This window comes from Streptomyces sp. NPDC053431 (assembly GCF_044544925.1).
In the GTDB taxonomy this organism is placed as follows: domain Bacteria; phylum Actinomycetota; class Actinomycetes; order Streptomycetales; family Streptomycetaceae; genus Streptomyces.
Window position 1 is genome coordinate 555,166 of record NZ_JBITXX010000003.1, and the last position, 16,836, is coordinate 572,001.

Genomic DNA, 16,836 nt, shown 5'->3' on the forward strand with positions numbered 1-16,836 from the left:
TCTGGCCGTAGCTCTTGGGGGGAAGCCCGTGTTCGTCATCGCCATCCTGCTGGTCATAGCGGCAGCGGTGCTCTACTTCATCGGCCGCGCGAACGACAGCGGCGGTCTCAAGCTCGGTGCGCTCGGCGCCGTGATCGCCGCGCTGTTCTCGCTGGTCGTGAGCATGACGTACGTGATCAGTGCCTACGAGGTCGGCGTCCCGGTCGCCTTCGGCAAGGTCGGCACGCCGATGACCTCCGGCATGCACCTGACGTCGCCGTTCACCAACGTCACGACCTTCTCCACGCGGCCCGTGGACCTCAACCTCTCCGACAAGGACGTGGTCGAGGTCCGCTCCTCGCAGGGCGGCGTCATGTACGCCGAGGTCACCGTGAAGTGGGCGGTCCACCCGTCCAAGGCCGTCGAGCTGTACAAGCTGGCCGGCAGCGAGGACGCCATCCAGCAGCGGCTGGTCTACCCGGACAGCCGCGAGATCGTCCGCAACGTCTTCGCCCGCTACACGAGCGAGCAGGGCTACGCCTCCGACCGCGAGAAGATCAACGCGGAGATCGCCGGCCTCATCAAGGAGCGCCTCGCCCCGCGCGGCATCGACGTCACCACCGTCAACCTGCGCAATGTGAAGCCCTCGCAGGCCCTGCAGGACCAGATCGACCGCAAGATCCAGCAGCAGCAGGCCACCGAGCGGGCCCTCGAGGCCGCCCGTACCGCCAAGGCGGAGTCCGACCGGCGCCGGATCGAGGCCGAGGGCATCGCCCGCGCCAACAAGATCCTCAACGACTCGCTGACCGACAAGGTCCTCATGAACCAGTGCATCGAGGCCTACAAGGAGGCCGCGGCGAAGAACCCGGTCTACGCGGTGCCCTGCGGGGGCGGCGGCTCGAACCCGCTGATCGTGGACGGCACCAAGCGCTGATCCCGGCGGCACGGCACGCGGAAGGGGGCCGCCCGGTTCGACACCGGGCGGCCCCCTTCTCGTGCGTACGTGCTGACGCGGGACGCGTACGTACGCGCCGTACGTTGCGACGCGTGCGTACGTTCCGACGCGGGACGTCTACCGCGAGCGCTTCGCGAGGCGCTCCACGTCCAGCAGGATCACGGCACGCGCCTCCAGGCGCAGCCAGCCGCGCTGGGCGAAGTCGGCCAGGGCCTTGTTGACCGTCTCGCGGGAGGCGCCGACGAGCTGGGCCAGCTCCTCCTGGGTGAGGTCGTGGACGACGTGGATGCCCTCCTCCGACTGCACGCCGAAGCGGCGCGACAGGTCGAGGAGCGCGCGGGCGACACGGCCCGGGACGTCGGAGAAGACCAGGTCGGACATCTGGTCGTTGGTCTTGCGCAGCCGGCGGGCGACGGCGCGCAGCAGGGCGCTGGCCACCTCGGGGCGCGCGTTCAGCCAGGGCTGGAGGTCGCCGTGGCCGAGGCCGAGGAGCTTGACCTCGGTCAGCGCGGTCGCCGTGGCGGTGCGCGGGCCCGGGTCGAAGAGCGACAGCTCACCGATGAGCTCGCCGGGGCCGAGAACCGCCAGCATGTTCTCGCGGCCGTCCGGCGACGTCCGGTGCAGCTTCACCTTGCCCTCGGTGACCACGTAGAGCCGGTCACCCGGGTCGCCCTCGTGGAAGAGCGCGTCGCCTCGGGCGAGCGTCGCCTCACTCATCGAGGCGCGCAGCTCGGCGGCCTGCTCGTCGTCGAGCGCCGCGAACAGCGGGGCGCGTCGCAGAACGTCGTCCACGAGTTCTCTCCTATGTCGACCTCAGTGCGATCAATCACAACAAGTTTGACTCACCGGACGGCCTTTCCGTACGTCAGGGGCCCGATTGGGTCGCGATCCGGTGCGCGCGGGGCGGATGTCGGTGGCGGCCCCTAGGCTGGCCGGGTGTCCAACTCGCCGGTGAGAGCACAGGCCAAGGGGGCTGGAAGAGTGCGGGACGAAGGTAATTCCGCTGTGGGCGAACACGGCGTGTCGAAACAGACGAAAGCGACGAAACGCGCACCGTCGAAGCGTTCCGGGGCGAAATCGGCGCCCTCGGAGAAGCCGGCGACGGCTGCGAAGGGGACCAAGGCGAAGAAGACCGCGAAGACGGCACAGGCACCGAAGGCGGCCAGGCCGGAGTCGCACCTGGCCATGGTCCGCCGCGCCCGGAAGATCAACCGCGAGCTGGCCGAGGTCTATCCGTACGCCCATCCGGAGCTCGACTTCCGCAATCCCTTCGAGCTCCTGGTCGCCACGGTCCTCTCCGCCCAGACCACCGACCTGCGGGTCAACCAGACCACCCCCGCGCTGTTCGCGAAGTACCCGACCCCCGAGGACCTGGCCGCCGCCGTCCCCGAGGATGTCGAGGAGCTGATTCGGCCGACCGGGTTCTTCCGCGCCAAGACCAAGTCGATCATGGGCCTCGCGACCGCCCTCCGGGACGACTTCGGCGGCGAGGTCCCCGGCCGCCTGCAGGACCTGGTCAAGCTGCCCGGCGTGGGCCGGAAGACCGCCTTCGTGGTCCTGGGCAACGCCTTCGGCGTGCCCGGCATCACCGTCGACACCCACTTCATGCGGCTCGCCCGGCGCTGGAAGTGGACCGAGTCCGACGACCCGGTCAAGATCGAGGCCGAGGTCGCCGCGATCTTCCCGAAGAGCGACTGGACCATGCTCTCGCACCGGGTGATCTTCCACGGCCGCCGGATGTGCCACGCCCGCAAGCCCGCCTGCGGCGCCTGCCCGATCACGCACCTGTGCCCCGCGTACGGGGAGGGCGAGACGGACCCGGAGAAGGCGAAGAAGCTCCTGAAGTACGAGAAGGGCGGCTTCCCCGGTCAGCGGCTCAACCCGCCCCCGGACTACCCCGGCCGCCCGGCGCCCCCGCTGGGAGCGGACGCGTGAGCCCGCGCCGGGCGGACGGCCCGGGTCCGGCGGCTCCGCTTCCCGCAGGCCCGAGACCCGCGGCCGCCGGACCGGTGACGGAACCGGTGACGGGTGCGGGGACGGGACCGGGGGCCGTGCCGGGGGAACGAACCCTTACGTCGACCGCGTTGTGAACCACGGGGGTGCCTATGACGCGCACTGGTGAAGAGATCCACGGAGCGGGCGGCCTGCTCGACCGCGAAGGCCTGCCCGACTGGCTGGCGCCGGTCGACCAGGCGGCCCGCACGGTCGCGCCCGAGCAGCTGAGCCGCTTCCTGCCGCCCAAGAACGGCGCGGGCCGGCAGTCCGCCGTGCTCATCCTCTTCGGCGAGGGCCCGCGCGGCCCCGAGCTGCTGCTCATGGAGCGCTCCGGCAGCCTGCGCTCGCACGCGGGCCAGCCCTCCTTCCCCGGCGGCGCCCTCGACCCCGAGGACGGCGACCCGGCCGAGGGCGGGCTGCTGCGGGCCGCGCTGCGCGAGGCCCGGGAGGAGACCGGGCTCGACCCGGCCGGCGTCCAGCTCTTCGGCGTGCTGCCCCGGCTCTACATCCCGGTGAGCGGCTTCGTCGTCACCCCCGTGCTCGGCTGGTGGCGCGAGCCCAGCCCCGTCGGGGTCGTGGACCCCGCGGAGACCGCCCGCGTCTTCACCGTGCCCGTGGCGGATCTCACGGACCCCCGGAACCGGGCGACCTCGATCCACCCGAGCGGCCACCGAGGCCCCGCATTCCTGGTCGAATCGGCCCTGGTCTGGGGTTTTACGGCCGGAGTGATCGACCGGATCCTGCACTACGCGGGCTGGGAGCGCCCGTGGGACCGGTCCAAGCAGGTCCCGCTCGACTGGCGGTCATGACAGGCTGACCCCGGGGCGACCGAGACGAATCTGCGAGGCTATTGACGGTGAACGTGCTGGACATCCTGTTGCTGCTCGCCGCCGTGTGGTTCGCGATCATCGGTTACCGCCAGGGCTTCGTGGTCGGCATCCTCTCCGTGATCGGTTTCCTCGGCGGCGGCCTCGTCGCCGTCCTCCTGCTGCCGGTCATCTGGAACCAGCTGACCGACCACAGCCAGGTCACCACCACGGCGACGGTCGTGTTCGTGATGGTGGTGATCATCTGCGCCTCCGTCGGCCAGGCCTTCACCACCCACCTCGGCAACAAGCTGCGCCGCCACATCACCTGGTCGCCCGCCCGCGCCCTGGACGCCACCGGCGGCGCCCTGGTCAACGTGGTGGCGATGCTGCTCGTGGCCTGGCTGATCGGCTCCGCGCTGGCCGGCACGGCGATGCCCACCCTGGGCAAGGAGGTCCGCAGCTCCAAGGTGCTGCTCGGGGTCTCCCGCGTGATGCCGGATCAGGCGCCGAGCTGGTTCGCCGACTTCACCTCGGCGCTCGCCCAGAACGGCTTCCCGCAGGTCTTCAGCCCCTTCGCCAACGAGCCCATCACCGAGGTCCGTCCGCCCGACCCGGCGCTCGCCGGCAGCCCGGTCGCCGAACGCGCCCAGCACTCCATCGTGAAGGTCGTCGGCACCGCCCCGAGCTGCGGCAAGGTCCTCGAAGGCACCGGCTTCGTCTTCGCCGACCGCCGCGTCATGACCAACGCCCACGTCGTCGGCGGGGTCGACGAGCCGACCGTGCAGATAGGCGGCGAGGGCAGGCTCTACGACGCCAAGGTCGTGCTCTACGACTGGAAGCGCGACATCGCCGTCCTCGACGTGCCCGAGATGCACGCCGAGCCGCTCCGGTTCACCGACGAGGACGCCCGCAGCGGCGACGACGCGATCGTGGCCGGCTTCCCGGAGAACGGCGCGTACGACGTGCGCTCGGCACGCGTCCGCGGCCGCATCACCGCCAACGGTCCCGACATCTACCACCGCGGCGAGGTGCGCAGGGACGTGTACTCGCTGTACGCGACGGTCCGTCAGGGCAACTCCGGCGGCCCGCTGCTCACCGAGGACGGCAAGGTGTACGGCGTGATCTTCGCCCGCTCCCTCGACGACGCCAACACGGGCTACGCGCTGACGGCCGACGAGATCCGCGAGGACATCACCCAGGGCCGCACCGCGAACCAGCAGGTCGACACCCAGGGCTGCGCGCTCTAGCGAAGGGCGCGGCGGCCCGGTACGGCCGTCAGGGGCCGGACCGGCCCCTGTGGTGGTCGCGGAGGTGCCGCCGGCGGCTATGTACGGGTATGACGCAACCGGGCGGAGACCCAGCGGGCCCGGCGGCGGAGGATCCGCGAGATCCCCATGTCCCGCGCGGGGTGCGGGTGGCCCTGGTCGTGCGCGCTGCCCCGGTCGGGGGATCCGGATCCGCCCATCGAGCGGCGGTCGTGTGCCGTGTCACCGTAGTCGTGCGTCCAGCCCATACCCGGACGTCTGCCCGGGGCCCAAGGTCGGTAACCTCCCGGGGGCCCGCCAATTGGCGTATGCGCGAGGCACATGGCAGTTCGACGCACGCCCGTGCGGCGGCCCGGGGTCAGCGGTCCGGCTCGGGGTCCTTCAGCCAGTTGACGAGCTCCGCGGTGAACGCGGCCGGGTCCTCCTCGTGCGGGAAGTGCCCCAGGCCGTCGAAGAGGCGCCAGCGGTACGGGGCCTCCACGTACTGCCCGGAGCCCGCCGCGCTGCGGGTCCGCATCACCGGGTCCAGCGAGCCGTGCAGATGCAGCGTGGGCACCCGCACGGGCCGCTTCATACGGCGGTTGAACTGGATTCCGTCCGGCCGGGCCAGCGAGCGCACCATCCAGCGGTACGGCTCGATCGAGCAGTGCGCGGTCGACGGGATGCACATGGCCCGCCGGTAGACGCCGAGGGCCTCGTCGTCGGCGGCGGACCGGGGGTGCGGCCCCGACCAGTCCTGGATCAGCCGGCCCACCAGCGCCGCCTCGTCCGCGACGAGCTGACGCTCCGGCAGCCACGGACGCTGGAAGCCCCACACGTACGAACCGGCCCGCGACTGGGCGAAGTCGGAGAGCATCGCCGAGCGCCAGCGGCGCGGGTGCGGCATCGAGGAGACGACCAGCCGGCGCACCAGCTTGGGCCGCATCACGGCCGCCGTCCACGCCAGATAGCCGCCCAGGTCGTGGCCGACGAGCGCCGCGTCCGGCTCGCCGAGCGAGCGGACCACGCCGGTGATGTCGAGCGCCAGGTTGGCCGGGTCGTAACCGCGCGGCGTGCGGTCGCTGCCGCCCACGCCCCGCAGGTCCATCGCCACGGCCCGGAAGCCGGCCTCGGCGAGGGCGGGCAGCTGGTGCCGCCAGGTCCACCAGAACTGCGGGAAGCCGTGCAGCAGCAGCACCAGCGGCCCGTCGCCCATCTCGGCGATGTGGAAGCGGGCGCCGTTGGCCGCCACGTCGCGGTGGGTCCACGGTCCGTCGATGCGGATCGGGCTCGCGCCGTTGGCGCTGCTGCTCTCAGGGACGGTCATGCAGACGAGCGTCCCACAGACGCGGCCTTGTCCAGCGCGAGCGGCACCGCGTCGGCGGCCGGGCGCGGGTGCGGCTTCACGTTCTGCATGATCGCCGCCGTCTGCTTGGCGGAGGCGATGGACTTCTCCGGCTTCTTCAGCTTGCGGAACTTCGTGTAGGCGAGCAGGCCGAACAGGCCGGCGATCAGCACGTTCGCCGCGAAGGAGAGCAGGAAGCACCAGACCATGTTCCAGCCGCCGTTGCCGTTGTGGCCGCCGGTCCAGGTGTTGATGGCGTAGGCCAGGGCGAAGCTCAGCATCGGCAGCGAGAACAGCAGCACCACACCGGCGGCGATGCCGGCGGCGCTGCCGATGGCACCGCGCTTCACGTCCTGGCGGATCTCGGCCTTCGCCAAGGCGATCTCGTCGTGCACCAGGGCGGACATCTCGGCGGTCGCCGAGGCGACCAGCTGGCCGAGGCTGCGCTCGCTTCCGTCGAACGGGTCGCTCATCGCTGCTCCCTCATCTCCTGTACGGTCCGACCTCAGATCATGCCGGACGGTCGGCCTCGTCGCGCGATGCCCCCGCCAGTTCGGCGCGCTGCCGGTGTTCGGCGGCCTTCCGTTCGTAGATCGCCGCCATCCTCAGGTGGTACTCCGGGTTGTCCTCCTCGTAGACGTCGGGGATGCCGTCGTCGTCCTCGTCGCGCTCCTCCTCGACCACCAGGGCCTGGTATCTGCGGACCCGCAGCTTCAGCAGCAGCGAGGCGAGGAGGGCGGCGATGAACGAGCCGACGAGGACGGAGGCCTTCACCTCGTCGGTGAGGGCCGCGTCGCCCGCGAAGGCGAGTTCGCCGATGAGTAGCGACACGGTGAAGCCGATGCCGGCGAGCGAGGCGACGGCGAAGACGTCCGGCCAGGCCAGGTCCGAGTTGAGCGACGCTCTGGTGAAGCGGGCGGCGAGCCAGGTCCCGCCGAAGATGCCGACGGCCTTGCCGACCACGAGTCCGAGCACCACGCCGAGCGTGACCGGCTGGGTGAAGACATCCCCGATGGCTCCGCCGGAGACGGTGACGCCGGCCGAGAACAGGGCGAACAGCGGCACGGCCAGACCCGCGGAGATCGGGCGGACCAGGTGCTCGATGCGCTCTCCGGGGGACTGCGCCTCCCGCTGCGGCCCGTCCGGCCCGGGGACTTCCCGGGTGGTGCAGCGCAGCATCAGGCCCATGGCGACACCGGCGATGGTGGCGTGGACACCGCTGTTGTACATCAGGCCCCAGATGACCAGGGCCAGCGGGACGTACACGTACCAGCCGCGGACGCCCTTGCGCAGCAGCAGCCAGAAGACGGCGAGGCCGGCGAAGGCCCCGCCGAGGGCCGCGAAGTTGAGGTCGCCGGTGAAGAAGACCGCGATGATCAGGATCGCGAACAGGTCGTCGACGACGGCGAGGGTGAGCAGGAAGGCCCGGAGCGCCGAGGGCAGGGACGTGCCGATCACGGCGAGGACGGCGAGCGCGAAGGCGATGTCGGTGGCGGTGGGCACGGCCCAGCCGTCGAGGCTGCCGTCGCCGATGGTGTTCACCAGCGTGTAGACGAGGGCCGGCGCGGCCATGCCGCATATCGCGGCGATGACGGGCAGGGCTGCCGCCTTGGGGTCGCGCAGCTCGCCCGCGACGAGCTCGCGCTTGAGCTCGATGCCGGCGACGAAGAAGAAGATCGCGAGCAGGCCGTCGGCGGCCCAGTGCTGGATCGAGAGGTCGAGCCCGAGTGCGGCCGGGCCGATGTGGAAGTCCTGGACGGCGGCGTAGCTGTCCTTGAGGGGGGTGTTGGCCCAGACGAGCGCGACCACGGTGGCGACCAGGAGCAGCACGCCACCGACGGTCTCGGTGCGCAGGGCGTCGGCGATGTACCGGCGCTCGGGCAACGAGAGCCGACCGAGGAACCTTCGGTCGGTGGCGGTGGGCTTGGGCGCGGTCGCGGGCACGAGAGCCTCCGGTCGGTGGGCAGCACAGAACACATGCCGACCAGACTTCCCGGCGCACCTAGGTCTTCCTGTCGCGTCATCGACGCGATACTTACTTTACCTAAATGCTCGGTGGTGTCCGGTGATCTTCACTTTAGGGGCATAGGCGGACACCAGCACCCCCTGTGGACAACGGCCTGTGGACAACCGCGGGGCCCACGCGAAGGCGCCCGCCCCGGGTCCCGGGACGGGCGCCTTCACGCGGTGCCGGGGCTCAGTCCTCGTTGGGCGCGGCCGGCAGCTTCGTCTGGATGAGGTCCATGACCGACGAGTCCGTCAGGGTGGTCACGTCGCCCAGCTCCCGGTTCTCGGCGACGTCCCGCAGCAGCCGCCGCATGATCTTTCCGGAGCGGGTCTTGGGCAGCTCGGCCACCGGCAGGATCCGCTTCGGCTTGGCGATCGGGCCGAGCGTCGCGCCGACGTGATTGCGCAGCTCGGCGACGAGGCCCTCGTCCTCGCTGGCCGTGCCGCGCAGGATCACGAAGGCGACGATCGCCTGGCCGGTGGTCTCGTCGGCGGCGCCGACGACGGCCGCCTCGGCGACGGACGGGTGGGAGACGAGCGCGGACTCGACCTCGGTGGTGGAGATGTTGTGGCCCGAGACGAGCATGACGTCGTCGACCCGGCCGAGCAGCCAGATGTCGCCGTCGTCGTCCTTCTTGGCGCCGTCGCCCGCGAAGTACTTGCCCTCGAAGCGGGACCAGTAGGTGTCGATGAAGCGCTGGTCGTCGCCCCAGATGGTGCGGAGCATCGACGGCCACGGCTCGGTGAGGACCAGGTAGCCCCCGCCGCCGTTCGGGACCTCGTTCGCCTCGTCGTCGACGACGGTGGCGGAGATGCCGGGCAGCGGGCGCTGCGCGGAGCCGGGCTTGGTCTCGGTGACACCGGGCAGCGGCGAGATCATCATCGCGCCCGTCTCGGTCTGCCACCAGGTGTCCACGACGGGGCACCTGTCGGCGCCGATGTGCTTGCGGTACCAGACCCAGGCTTCGGGGTTGATCGGCTCGCCGACGGAGCCGAGGACGCGCAGCGACGACAGGTCGAACTTGGCGGGGATGTCGTCGCCCCACTTCATGAAGGTGCGGATCGCGGTCGGCGCCGTGTAGAGGATGGTGACGCCGTACTTCTGCACGATCTCCCAGAACCGGCCCTGGTGCGGGGTGTCCGGGGTGCCCTCGTACATGACCTGGGTCGCGCCGTTGGCCAGCGGCCCGTACACGATGTACGAGTGGCCGGTGACCCAGCCGATGTCGGCCGTGCACCAGTAGACGTCGGTCTCCGGCTTGAGGTCGAAGACGGCGTGGTGGGTGTACGCGGCCTGGGTGAGGTAGCCGCCGGAGGTGTGCAGGATGCCCTTCGGCTTACCGGTGGTGCCGGAGGTGTAGAGGATGAAGAGCGGGTGCTCCGCGTCGAAGGCCTCCGGGGTGTGCTCGGCGGACTGGCGGGAGACGATGTCGTCCCACCAGACGTCGCGGCCCTCGGTGAAGGCGGTGTCCTGACCGGTGCGGCGGACCACGAGGACGTGCTCGACCTGCGGGCAGCGGGACACGGCCTCGTCGATGGCCGGCTTGAGCGCGGACGGCTTGCCGCGGCGGTAGCCGCCGTCGGCGGTGACGACCAGCTTGGCGTCGGCGTCCTGGATCCGGGAGGCGACGGCGTCCGCCGAGAAGCCGCCGAAGACCACGGAGTGGGCGGCGCCGATGCGGGCGCAGGCCAGCATCGTGACGGCGGCCTCGGGGATCATCGGCAGGTAGACGGCGACCCGGTCGCCCTTGCGGACGCCCAGCTCGGTCAGGGCGTTGGCGGCCCGGGACACCTCGTCCTTGAGCTCCGCGTAGGTGAGGGAGCGGCTGTCGCCGGGCTCGCCCTCGAAGTGGATGGCCACCCGGTCGCCGTGGCCGGCCTCGACGTGCCGGTCGACGCAGTTGTACGCGACGTTCAGCTGCCCGTCGGCGAACCACTTGGCGAACGGCGGGTTCGACCAGTCCAGGGTCTCGGTCGGCTCGGTGGCCCAGGTGAGCCGCTTGGCCTGCTCGGCCCAGAAAGCCAGCCTGTCCGCCTTGGCCTGCTCGTACGCCTCCGCCGTCACGTTGGCGTTCGCGGCCAGCTCGGCCGGCGGCGCGAAGCGGCGCTCTTCCTTGAGCAGATTGGCCAAGGATTCGTTGCTCACGACATCTCCCTTTCCCAGGGCGTCCTATGTGCCTGTGTGTCCCGCGTCATAGCTCATCAGGCGGACGCCCGGGTGACAAGAGCCTCCCGACAATTGGTTTAGACCTGTGAGGGGGCGCGCAGGGGTGGCCGCCGTCCCCCGAGCGGAGGGGGGCGGCGGCCACACACACTGACACGGACGATCGGAACGGAAGGTTCAGGACGCGCGGGCGATCTCCAGGGCCTCCGCGCCGGGGCCGGTCCGGCCCGACGCCGGCGGCACATGGTTGAACACGTCGTCGTAGCTGTGCACCTCGTCCGTGCCGGCCAGCAGATAGGCCTGGGCCTCCCCCACGTGGAAGTACATCCCGTGCAGGGTCAGCGTGCCCTCGGCGAGCCGCCGCGCCACCGACTCGTACGCCCGCAGGTGCTCCAGCTGCTGCACCACGTTGGTCAGGCACAACTGCTCGACCGCGTCGGCCGGCAGCCGCCCCGAGATCCTGGCCCAGGCGTGCCGCCGGCTCGCCATCCGGGCCAGACTCGGCCGGCCGTGCCGCAGCCAGCGCCGCAGCGGGGTCGGCGGGGCGTCGGGACCGCCGTTCAGCAGGGCCTGCATCGCGCCGCAGCCGGAGTGGCCGCAGACCGTGATCGACTCGACCCGCAGCACCTCCACCGCGTACTCGATCGCCGCCGCCACCGAGTCGTCCCCGCTCTCCTCGCCGGGCAGCGGCACCAGATTGCCCACATTGCGCACGGTGAAGAGATCGCCCGGTCCGCTCGACGTGATCATGCTGGTGACCAGCCGGGAGTCGGAGCAGGTGAGGAAGAGCTGCGAGGGCCGCTGCCCCTCCCGCGCCAGCCGGGCCAGCTCGTCCCGCACCAAGGGGGCCGTGTCCCGCTGGAACGCGCCGATGCCGCTCGCCAGCCGGTGCCCGGTCGTGCCGGGCTCGTCGGCGCCTGGGGTCTCGTCCGGGCCGCCGTCCGGCTGCTCCCCGCACTGGTGGTTGCGCCAGGGCGTCCAGGGGCGGCAGCAGGAGTGCCCGCCGGGTCCGGACCCCGCGTCGTCACCGGACGCGTCCGGCCTGACGGCCCCTCCGGTGTCGGTGAGCCGGCCACCGGAGGGGCCGGTCGTCTCCACCGCGCCGCCGCGGGCCAGGTGGGCGGCCTGCCAGTCGTGCAGCGTCTCGTAGGCCGCGTGGTCCATGAACGAGCCGTCCAGCTCCACCACCACGTCGGCGCCCGCCGGGATCTGGTGCAGCGCCCGGCTCAGCCGCGGCACCGCGAGGAAGGTCAACTGGCCCCGGATGCGGACCAGGTGGCGCCCGTCCCGCTCCTCGCGGGTGATCCGGGTACGGGCCAGGCGGTTCAGCGCGACGGCGACCGCCACCGCGATCCCCAGGGCGACGCCCTCCAGGATGCCGACGAACACCACGCCCGCCAGCGTCACCACGTACACCAGGACTTCACGGTGACGGGTGACGGTGCGGATATGCGTGATGCTGACCATCTGGATGCCGACGACCATGACGAGGGCGGCGAGCGCGGACAGCGGGATGAGGTCGAGGACCGGGACGAGGAGCAGGGCCGCGAGCACGATCCACACGCCGTGCAGTATCGAGGAGTTGCGGCTCACGGCCCCCGCCGAGACGTTCGCGACACTGCGCACCGCGACCCCGGCCACCGGCAGGCCGCCGAGCGCCCCGGACACCATGTTCGCCGCGCCCTGGCCCGCGAGTTCCCGGTCGAGCCGCGAGCGGGGCGCGGCGGCCGTGCCGGTGTCTGCGGCGCGCTTCGCCACCAGCTTGTCGACGGCGACGGCGGACAGCAGCGACTGGACGCTGGTCACGAGGGTGATGGTGAGCACCCCGGCCGCGATCCCGAGGAACGGCCCCTCCGGGAGCCCGGGCAGCGCGTGGCTGCTCCACGAGGGCAGGTCCACCCGCGGCACGCCGAGCCCGGCGAGCGCCGCGACCGCCGTGGCGGCGGCCACAGCGACGAGCGCGGCGGGCGCCGTGCGCAGCAGCCGTCCCGTACGCCCGGGAAGGCGCGGCCAGAGCATCAGCAGGCCGACGGTGAGGGCGCTCACGAGGAGCGCGGCGGGGGAGGTGTGCGCCAGCTGGGCGGGCAGGCCGAGGGCGTTGTCCACGGCGGAGCTCTGAGGGCTGCCGCCGAGCACGATGTGCAGCTGGGCGAGGGCGATGGTGACGCCGATGCCCGCGAGCATGCCGTGCACGATGGCGGGAGACACGGCGAGGGCCGAGCGTGCCACCCGCAGGGCCGCCAGACCGAGTTGGGCGAGTCCGGCGAGGACCGTGATGGCGCAGGTGGTGCGCCAGCCGTAGCGCTGGATCAGCTCGGCGGTGACCACGGTCAGCCCGGCCGCGGGGCCGCTGACCTGGAGCGGGGAGCCGCCGAGGCGGCCGGCGACGATGCCGCCGACGGCGGCCGCCACCAGGCCGGCCTGGAGCGGCGCGCCGGTGGCGAGCGCGATGCCCAGGGAGAGCGGCAGCGCGATCAGGAAGACGGCGACGGACGCCGACAGGTCCGCCCCGGCGATGCGGAAGCGGCGGCGCGGGCCGTCCGGCGGGCTGTGGGGCCGCTGGATGCGGGGCCGGTTGGTCGTGCGGTCAGGGGTGCAGAGAGTCATGTTCCCGTCTCCTCCGGGGCAGCGTGGTCGCGGCTCGTGCGGGGTGCAGCGGCGGGTCCATCGATGGCACCGAGTGATGCCGAGAGCAACGCTCGGTAAATGGATGGTAATGGAGAGTAAAGACTGCGGCATTATTTTCGGGGCAAACGGGGCAAGAATTCACCGGTTCCGGTGACAGAACGTAGTGATGCCGCTTGTCGTTGACGCTCCTCGGCCGTCCTGGTGCGACGTTGACGCCGCTTGTAGGGAAATCCGAGAAGTCGAGGAGAGGTGGGCGGATGTCAGTCGCGGGGAGAGGGACCGGGAGAAGGACCACTGTCCGGAAGAGGACGCTCGCCGTCGGCGCCCTCGCCGTTGCCCTGACGTCCGGCCTTGCCGGCTGCTCGGGCTCCGGCGGTCCGGCCACGACGGGGACGCCGGGTGGCACGGGTGCCAAGAAGGCGCCGGCCGCCGCCCCGCAGAGCGTGGTGCGGCTGATCGGTGACGGCTCCACCGCCTTCACCGGCAAGCAGCCCCATCAGCCGGTCTGGCAGAAGCTGGCGCCGGGTCAGCAGCCCCCGCAGTTCGTGGTGTTCTCCTGGGACGGCGCGGGCGAGGACAGCCAGAAGCTCTTCTCGCACTTCCGCAAGGTCGGCAAGCGCTACGGCGCGACGATGACGTACTTCCTCAGCGGTGTGTACCTGCTGCCGGAGGAGAAGCGTGAGCTCTACGACCCGCCGCAGCACTCCCCGGGCCGCTCCGACATCGGCTTCAACGACGTCGAGGGCATCCGCGACACCGTGCGCGAGCTGCGCGGCGCGTGGGAGGAGGGCAACGAGATCGGCACCCACTTCAACGGGCACTTCTGCGGCAAGGACGGGGGAGTGGGCACCTGGTCGGTCGACGAGTGGAAGAGCGAGATCAACCAGGCCAAGTCCTTCGTCAAGCACTGGAAGACCAACGCCGGCCTGAAGGCGGAGAAGCCGCTCCCGTTCGACTACGACAAGGAGCTGGTCGGCGCCCGCACGCCGTGCCTGGAGGGTCGAAAGAACTTCGTCCGCGCGGCCTCGCAGATGGGCTTCCGCTACGACACCAGCGGCGTCAACGACCAGATCTGGCCCAAGAAGGACGAGGGCCTGTGGGACCTGTCGATGCAGCTCGTCCCCGTGCCGGGCCGCGCCTTCCAGACCCTCTCGATGGACTACAACTTCCTCGTGAACCAGTCCGGCACGACGAAGGGTGACCCGTCGATGCACGAGTACTGGGGCAACCAGATGCGCGACGGCCTCGTGCAGGCCTTCGAGCGCTCGTACCGGGGCAACCGCGCGCCGCTGATCATCGGCAACCACTTCGAGTCCTGGAACGGCGGCACCTACATGCGGGCCGTCGAGGAGACGATCGCCAAGGTGTGTGTGCAGAAGGACGTCAGGTGCGTCTCCTTCCGCCAGCTCGCCGACTGGCTCGACGCCCAGGACCCGGCGGTGATCGCCAAGCTCCGCACCCTGCGGGTCGGCGAGGCCCCGCCGGCCGGCTGGAAGTCCTTCCTGACCCCCGAGCCGGCCGTTCCGGCAGGCGCCCCGGCGGCCCGCAAGCCCGCCGGCGACCACTGAGCCGCCCCCTCGACCGAACGCGGCCGGCCGGCGTCAGCTGGGCCGGCCGCTCGGCGTCAGCTGGGCTTGCCCTGGCCGGGGCAGGGCCAGACGCCCGGCTCAGGCTCGGCCGGCGTACGGCCCGTCGCCCGGCGTCAGCTCGGTTGGGGTACGGCCAGGCGCTCGTCCAGGACGAAGCCGGGGTCGACCTGCGCCGCCAGGTCGGCTCCCGTCTTGGCGTTGCCCCAGCTCTCCGCGTTCCGCAGGTGGAAGTGGACCATCTGGCGGGTGTAGCGCTCCCAGTCGCGGTGGGCGTACGAGTCGTCCGCCGCGTTCTGGAGGGACTCGAGGGCCGTGCGGTTGGTGGCCTCCAGGAGGTCGAAGCGGGGCGGCCGGCCCTTCTCCATGGCGCGGACCCAGTCCGAGTGGCCGACCGTCACCAGGAGGTCGTCGCCGACCTCGGCGCGCAGGAAGTCGACGTCGTCCGCGCCCTGCACCTTGTTGCCGACGACCTTCAGGGCGACCCCGAAGTCCCGCGCGTACTCCTTGTACTGGCGGTAGACCGACACGCCCTTGCGGGTCGGCTCGGCGACCAGGAAGGTCATGTCGAAGCGGGTGAACATGCCGGAGGCGAAGGAGTCCGAGCCGGCCGTCATGTCGACGACCACGTACTCGTCCGGTCCGTCGACCATGTGGTTCAGGCACAGCTCCACCGCCCCGACCTTCGAGTGGTAGCAGGCCACGCCGAGGTCCGACTCCGTGAACGGGCCCGTGGCCATCAGCCGGATCCCGCCGTCGTCGAGCGGCACCAACCGGGCGCAGGCCTCGTAGACCGGGTTGTCCTCGCGGACCCGGAGCAGCCGTGAACCCTCCCCGGGCGGCGTCGTCTTGATCATCGTGTCCGCGGAGGCGATCCGCGGGTTGGTCCCCCGCAGGTACTCCTTGATCAGCGGCAGATGCGCACCCATGGCGGGCAGCGCGCCCGCCTCCTCGTCGGAGAGACCGAGCGCCGCTCCGAGGTGCTGGTTGATGTCGGCGTCGACCGCGACGACCGGGGCTCCGGCGGCGGCGAGGTGTCGGATGAAGAGCGAGGACAGCGTCGTCTTGCCGCTGCCGCCCTTGCCCACGAAAGCGATCTTCATGTTCACCTAGCGTAGTGGCATGCTCGCGCCGCGTGGTCGAGGAGCGTGAAGAAGACCACTCCAAGGTGGGGCGGCCGCCCCGGGCGCGTAGCCTCCCTACTTATGAGTACGCACGCCTCTGACCCCCTGGCCGCCCTCGGCTCCCTGCCGGGCGTCGCCGATTCGGTGGACTCCGTACGCAAGGCCGTCGACCGGGTCTACGGCCACCGTGTGATGCGCCGCCGCAGCAACGAGATCACCGCCGAGGCTGCGCTGCGCGGGGCGCGCGCGTCGGCCGCGCTCTCGGGTGCCGACTGGGCGCTGGAGGAGGTCCGCCGGCGCACCGACTTCAGCGCGGACGCGGAGGCCCGGACGGTCGGCGCGGCCCTGCGGCTGGGCGCCGAGTGCGGCCAGCTGCTCTCCATCTGGCGCCAGTCGCCGCTGCGGGTGCTGGCCCGGCTGCATCTGGTCGCCGAGGGGGAACCGCGCGACTCGACGGGCCGTCCGCGGCACGCGGGCGAACCGGTGGACGAGCCGCTGATCGAGGCCCCGCTGCCGGATCCGGCGGAGGTGTCCGGCCGGCTCGACGGACTGGCGGACCTGATCATCGCGGGCAGCGGCGCCCCGGCCCTGGTCACCGCCGCCGTGGTGCACGGCGAGCTGCTCGCCCTGCGCCCCTTCACCTCGCGCAACGGCCTGGTCGCCCGCGCCGCGGAGCGGATCGTGCTGATCGGCAGCGGCCTCGACCCGAAGGCGATCTGCCCGGCCGAGGTCGGACACGCCGAGCTGGGCCGGGCGGCCTATCTGGCGGCCTTCGAGGGGTACCTGTCCGGGACGCCCGAGGGAATGGGCGCCTGGATCGCGCACTGCGGGCGCGCGGTGGAACTCGGCGTCCGGGAGTCGACGGCGGTCTGCGAGGCGCTCCAGCGCGGCGCGGCCTGAGCGGGCCCCGACAGGGGTTGCGGCGGTACCAGACTTCGGTACCGCCGCTGGCACGTCCACCCAGTTACCAAGCGTCCTCGATATGTGCCCATCAAGCGGG

The 16,836-nt window shown here is 71.7% G+C and carries 13 protein-coding genes; 6 read left to right on the forward strand and 7 right to left on the reverse strand.

From position 1 onward, the window contains the following. Positions 1-28 precede the first annotated feature (28 nt). Positions 29-913 (forward strand): SPFH domain-containing protein, encoded by an 885-nt coding sequence (locus tag ACIGXE_RS12025; RefSeq protein ID WP_399746096.1) that lies wholly within the window; start codon positions 29-31, stop codon positions 911-913. Positions 914-1,051: 138 nt separating this feature from the next. Here the strand turns inward: ACIGXE_RS12025 and ACIGXE_RS12030 are convergent, their stop codons facing one another. Continuing rightward, positions 1,052-1,726, reverse strand: a complete 675-nt coding sequence (locus tag ACIGXE_RS12030) for a Crp/Fnr family transcriptional regulator (protein ID WP_046910193.1) — start codon at positions 1,724-1,726, stop codon at positions 1,052-1,054. A gap of 228 nt (positions 1,727-1,954) precedes the next feature. On the opposite strand from ACIGXE_RS12030, the gene nth reads away from it, so the two are divergent. The 3 genes from nth (at position 1,955) to ACIGXE_RS12045 (ending at position 4,985) form a co-directional block, all read left to right on the forward strand. After that, complete coding sequence (nth, locus tag ACIGXE_RS12035; protein ID WP_399746098.1) at positions 1,955-2,869, forward strand: endonuclease III; 915 nt, start codon at positions 1,955-1,957, stop codon at positions 2,867-2,869. Positions 2,870-3,039: 170 nt separating this feature from the next. Next, positions 3,040-3,738: an NUDIX hydrolase gene (locus ACIGXE_RS12040; RefSeq protein WP_399746100.1), complete on the forward strand. Its 699-nt coding sequence runs from the start codon at positions 3,040-3,042 to the stop codon at positions 3,736-3,738. Positions 3,739-3,785: 47 nt separating this feature from the next. After that, positions 3,786-4,985 (forward strand): MarP family serine protease, encoded by a 1,200-nt coding sequence (locus ACIGXE_RS12045; protein WP_399746102.1) that lies wholly within the window; start codon positions 3,786-3,788, stop codon positions 4,983-4,985. Between the two features lie 376 nt (positions 4,986-5,361). Here ACIGXE_RS12045 and ACIGXE_RS12050 read toward each other — a convergent pair whose 3' ends face one another. The 5 genes from ACIGXE_RS12050 to ACIGXE_RS12070 all read right to left on the reverse strand — a co-directional run bounded on the left by ACIGXE_RS12050 (position 5,362) and on the right by ACIGXE_RS12070 (position 13,105). Continuing rightward, on the reverse strand, positions 5,362-6,309 hold the full coding sequence (locus ACIGXE_RS12050) for an alpha/beta fold hydrolase (protein ID WP_399746103.1): 948 nt from the start codon (positions 6,307-6,309) through the stop codon (positions 5,362-5,364). Next, entirely contained in the window at positions 6,306-6,800 is a 495-nt protein-coding gene (locus ACIGXE_RS12055) for a phage holin family protein (protein ID WP_399746104.1), read from the reverse strand. Before ACIGXE_RS12055 ends, ACIGXE_RS12050 begins: the two co-directional genes overlap by 4 nt. A 37-nt stretch (positions 6,801-6,837) precedes the next feature. Beyond that, a complete protein-coding gene (gene nhaA / locus ACIGXE_RS12060) occupies positions 6,838-8,271 on the reverse strand; it encodes a Na+/H+ antiporter NhaA (RefSeq protein ID WP_399746106.1) in 1,434 nt (477 codons plus the stop codon). Between the two features lie 253 nt (positions 8,272-8,524). Then, on the reverse strand, positions 8,525-10,480 hold the full coding sequence (gene acs / locus ACIGXE_RS12065; protein ID WP_399746108.1) for an acetate--CoA ligase: 1,956 nt from the start codon (positions 10,478-10,480) through the stop codon (positions 8,525-8,527). Between the two features lie 195 nt (positions 10,481-10,675). Continuing rightward, complete coding sequence (locus tag ACIGXE_RS12070; RefSeq protein WP_399746110.1) at positions 10,676-13,105, reverse strand: bifunctional SulP family inorganic anion transporter/carbonic anhydrase; 2,430 nt, start codon at positions 13,103-13,105, stop codon at positions 10,676-10,678. A gap of 278 nt (positions 13,106-13,383) precedes the next feature. Here ACIGXE_RS12070 and ACIGXE_RS12075 point away from each other — a divergent pair, with 278 nt between their 5' ends. Continuing rightward, the gene (locus tag ACIGXE_RS12075; protein ID WP_399746112.1) at positions 13,384-14,694 is read left to right on the forward strand and encodes a hypothetical protein; all 1,311 of its coding nucleotides are present in this window, start codon (positions 13,384-13,386) and stop codon (positions 14,692-14,694) included. A gap of 134 nt (positions 14,695-14,828) precedes the next feature. Here the strand turns inward: ACIGXE_RS12075 and ACIGXE_RS12080 are convergent, their stop codons facing one another. After that, positions 14,829-15,815: an ATP-binding protein gene (locus tag ACIGXE_RS12080; RefSeq protein WP_399746114.1), complete on the reverse strand. Its 987-nt coding sequence runs from the start codon at positions 15,813-15,815 to the stop codon at positions 14,829-14,831. Positions 15,816-15,917: 102 nt separating this feature from the next. Between ACIGXE_RS12080 and ACIGXE_RS12085 the strand changes: the two genes are divergently transcribed. Next, positions 15,918-16,736, forward strand: a complete 819-nt coding sequence (locus ACIGXE_RS12085; RefSeq protein WP_399746116.1) for an oxidoreductase — start codon at positions 15,918-15,920, stop codon at positions 16,734-16,736. Positions 16,737-16,836 lie beyond the last annotated feature (100 nt).

What these genes read in the sequence shown, in the direction of transcription:
- ACIGXE_RS12085 (WP_399746116.1), top strand. Translation starts at nt 15,918, where the DNA reads ATGAGTACGCACGCCTCTGACCCCCTGGCCGCCCTCGGCTCCCTGCCG.
- ACIGXE_RS12075 (WP_399746112.1), top strand. Translation starts at nt 13,384, where the DNA reads ATGTCAGTCGCGGGGAGAGGGACCGGGAGAAGGACCACTGTCCGGAAG.
- ACIGXE_RS12080 (WP_399746114.1), bottom strand. Translation starts at nt 15,815, where the DNA reads ATGAAGATCGCTTTCGTGGGCAAGGGCGGCAGCGGCAAGACGACGCTG.
- ACIGXE_RS12070 (WP_399746110.1), bottom strand. Translation starts at nt 13,105, where the DNA reads ATGACTCTCTGCACCCCTGACCGCACGACCAACCGGCCCCGCATCCAG.
- ACIGXE_RS12055 (WP_399746104.1), bottom strand. Translation starts at nt 6,800, where the DNA reads ATGAGCGACCCGTTCGACGGAAGCGAGCGCAGCCTCGGCCAGCTGGTC.
- ACIGXE_RS12050 (WP_399746103.1), bottom strand. Translation starts at nt 6,309, where the DNA reads ATGACCGTCCCTGAGAGCAGCAGCGCCAACGGCGCGAGCCCGATCCGC.
- ACIGXE_RS12040 (WP_399746100.1), top strand. Translation starts at nt 3,040, where the DNA reads ATGACGCGCACTGGTGAAGAGATCCACGGAGCGGGCGGCCTGCTCGAC.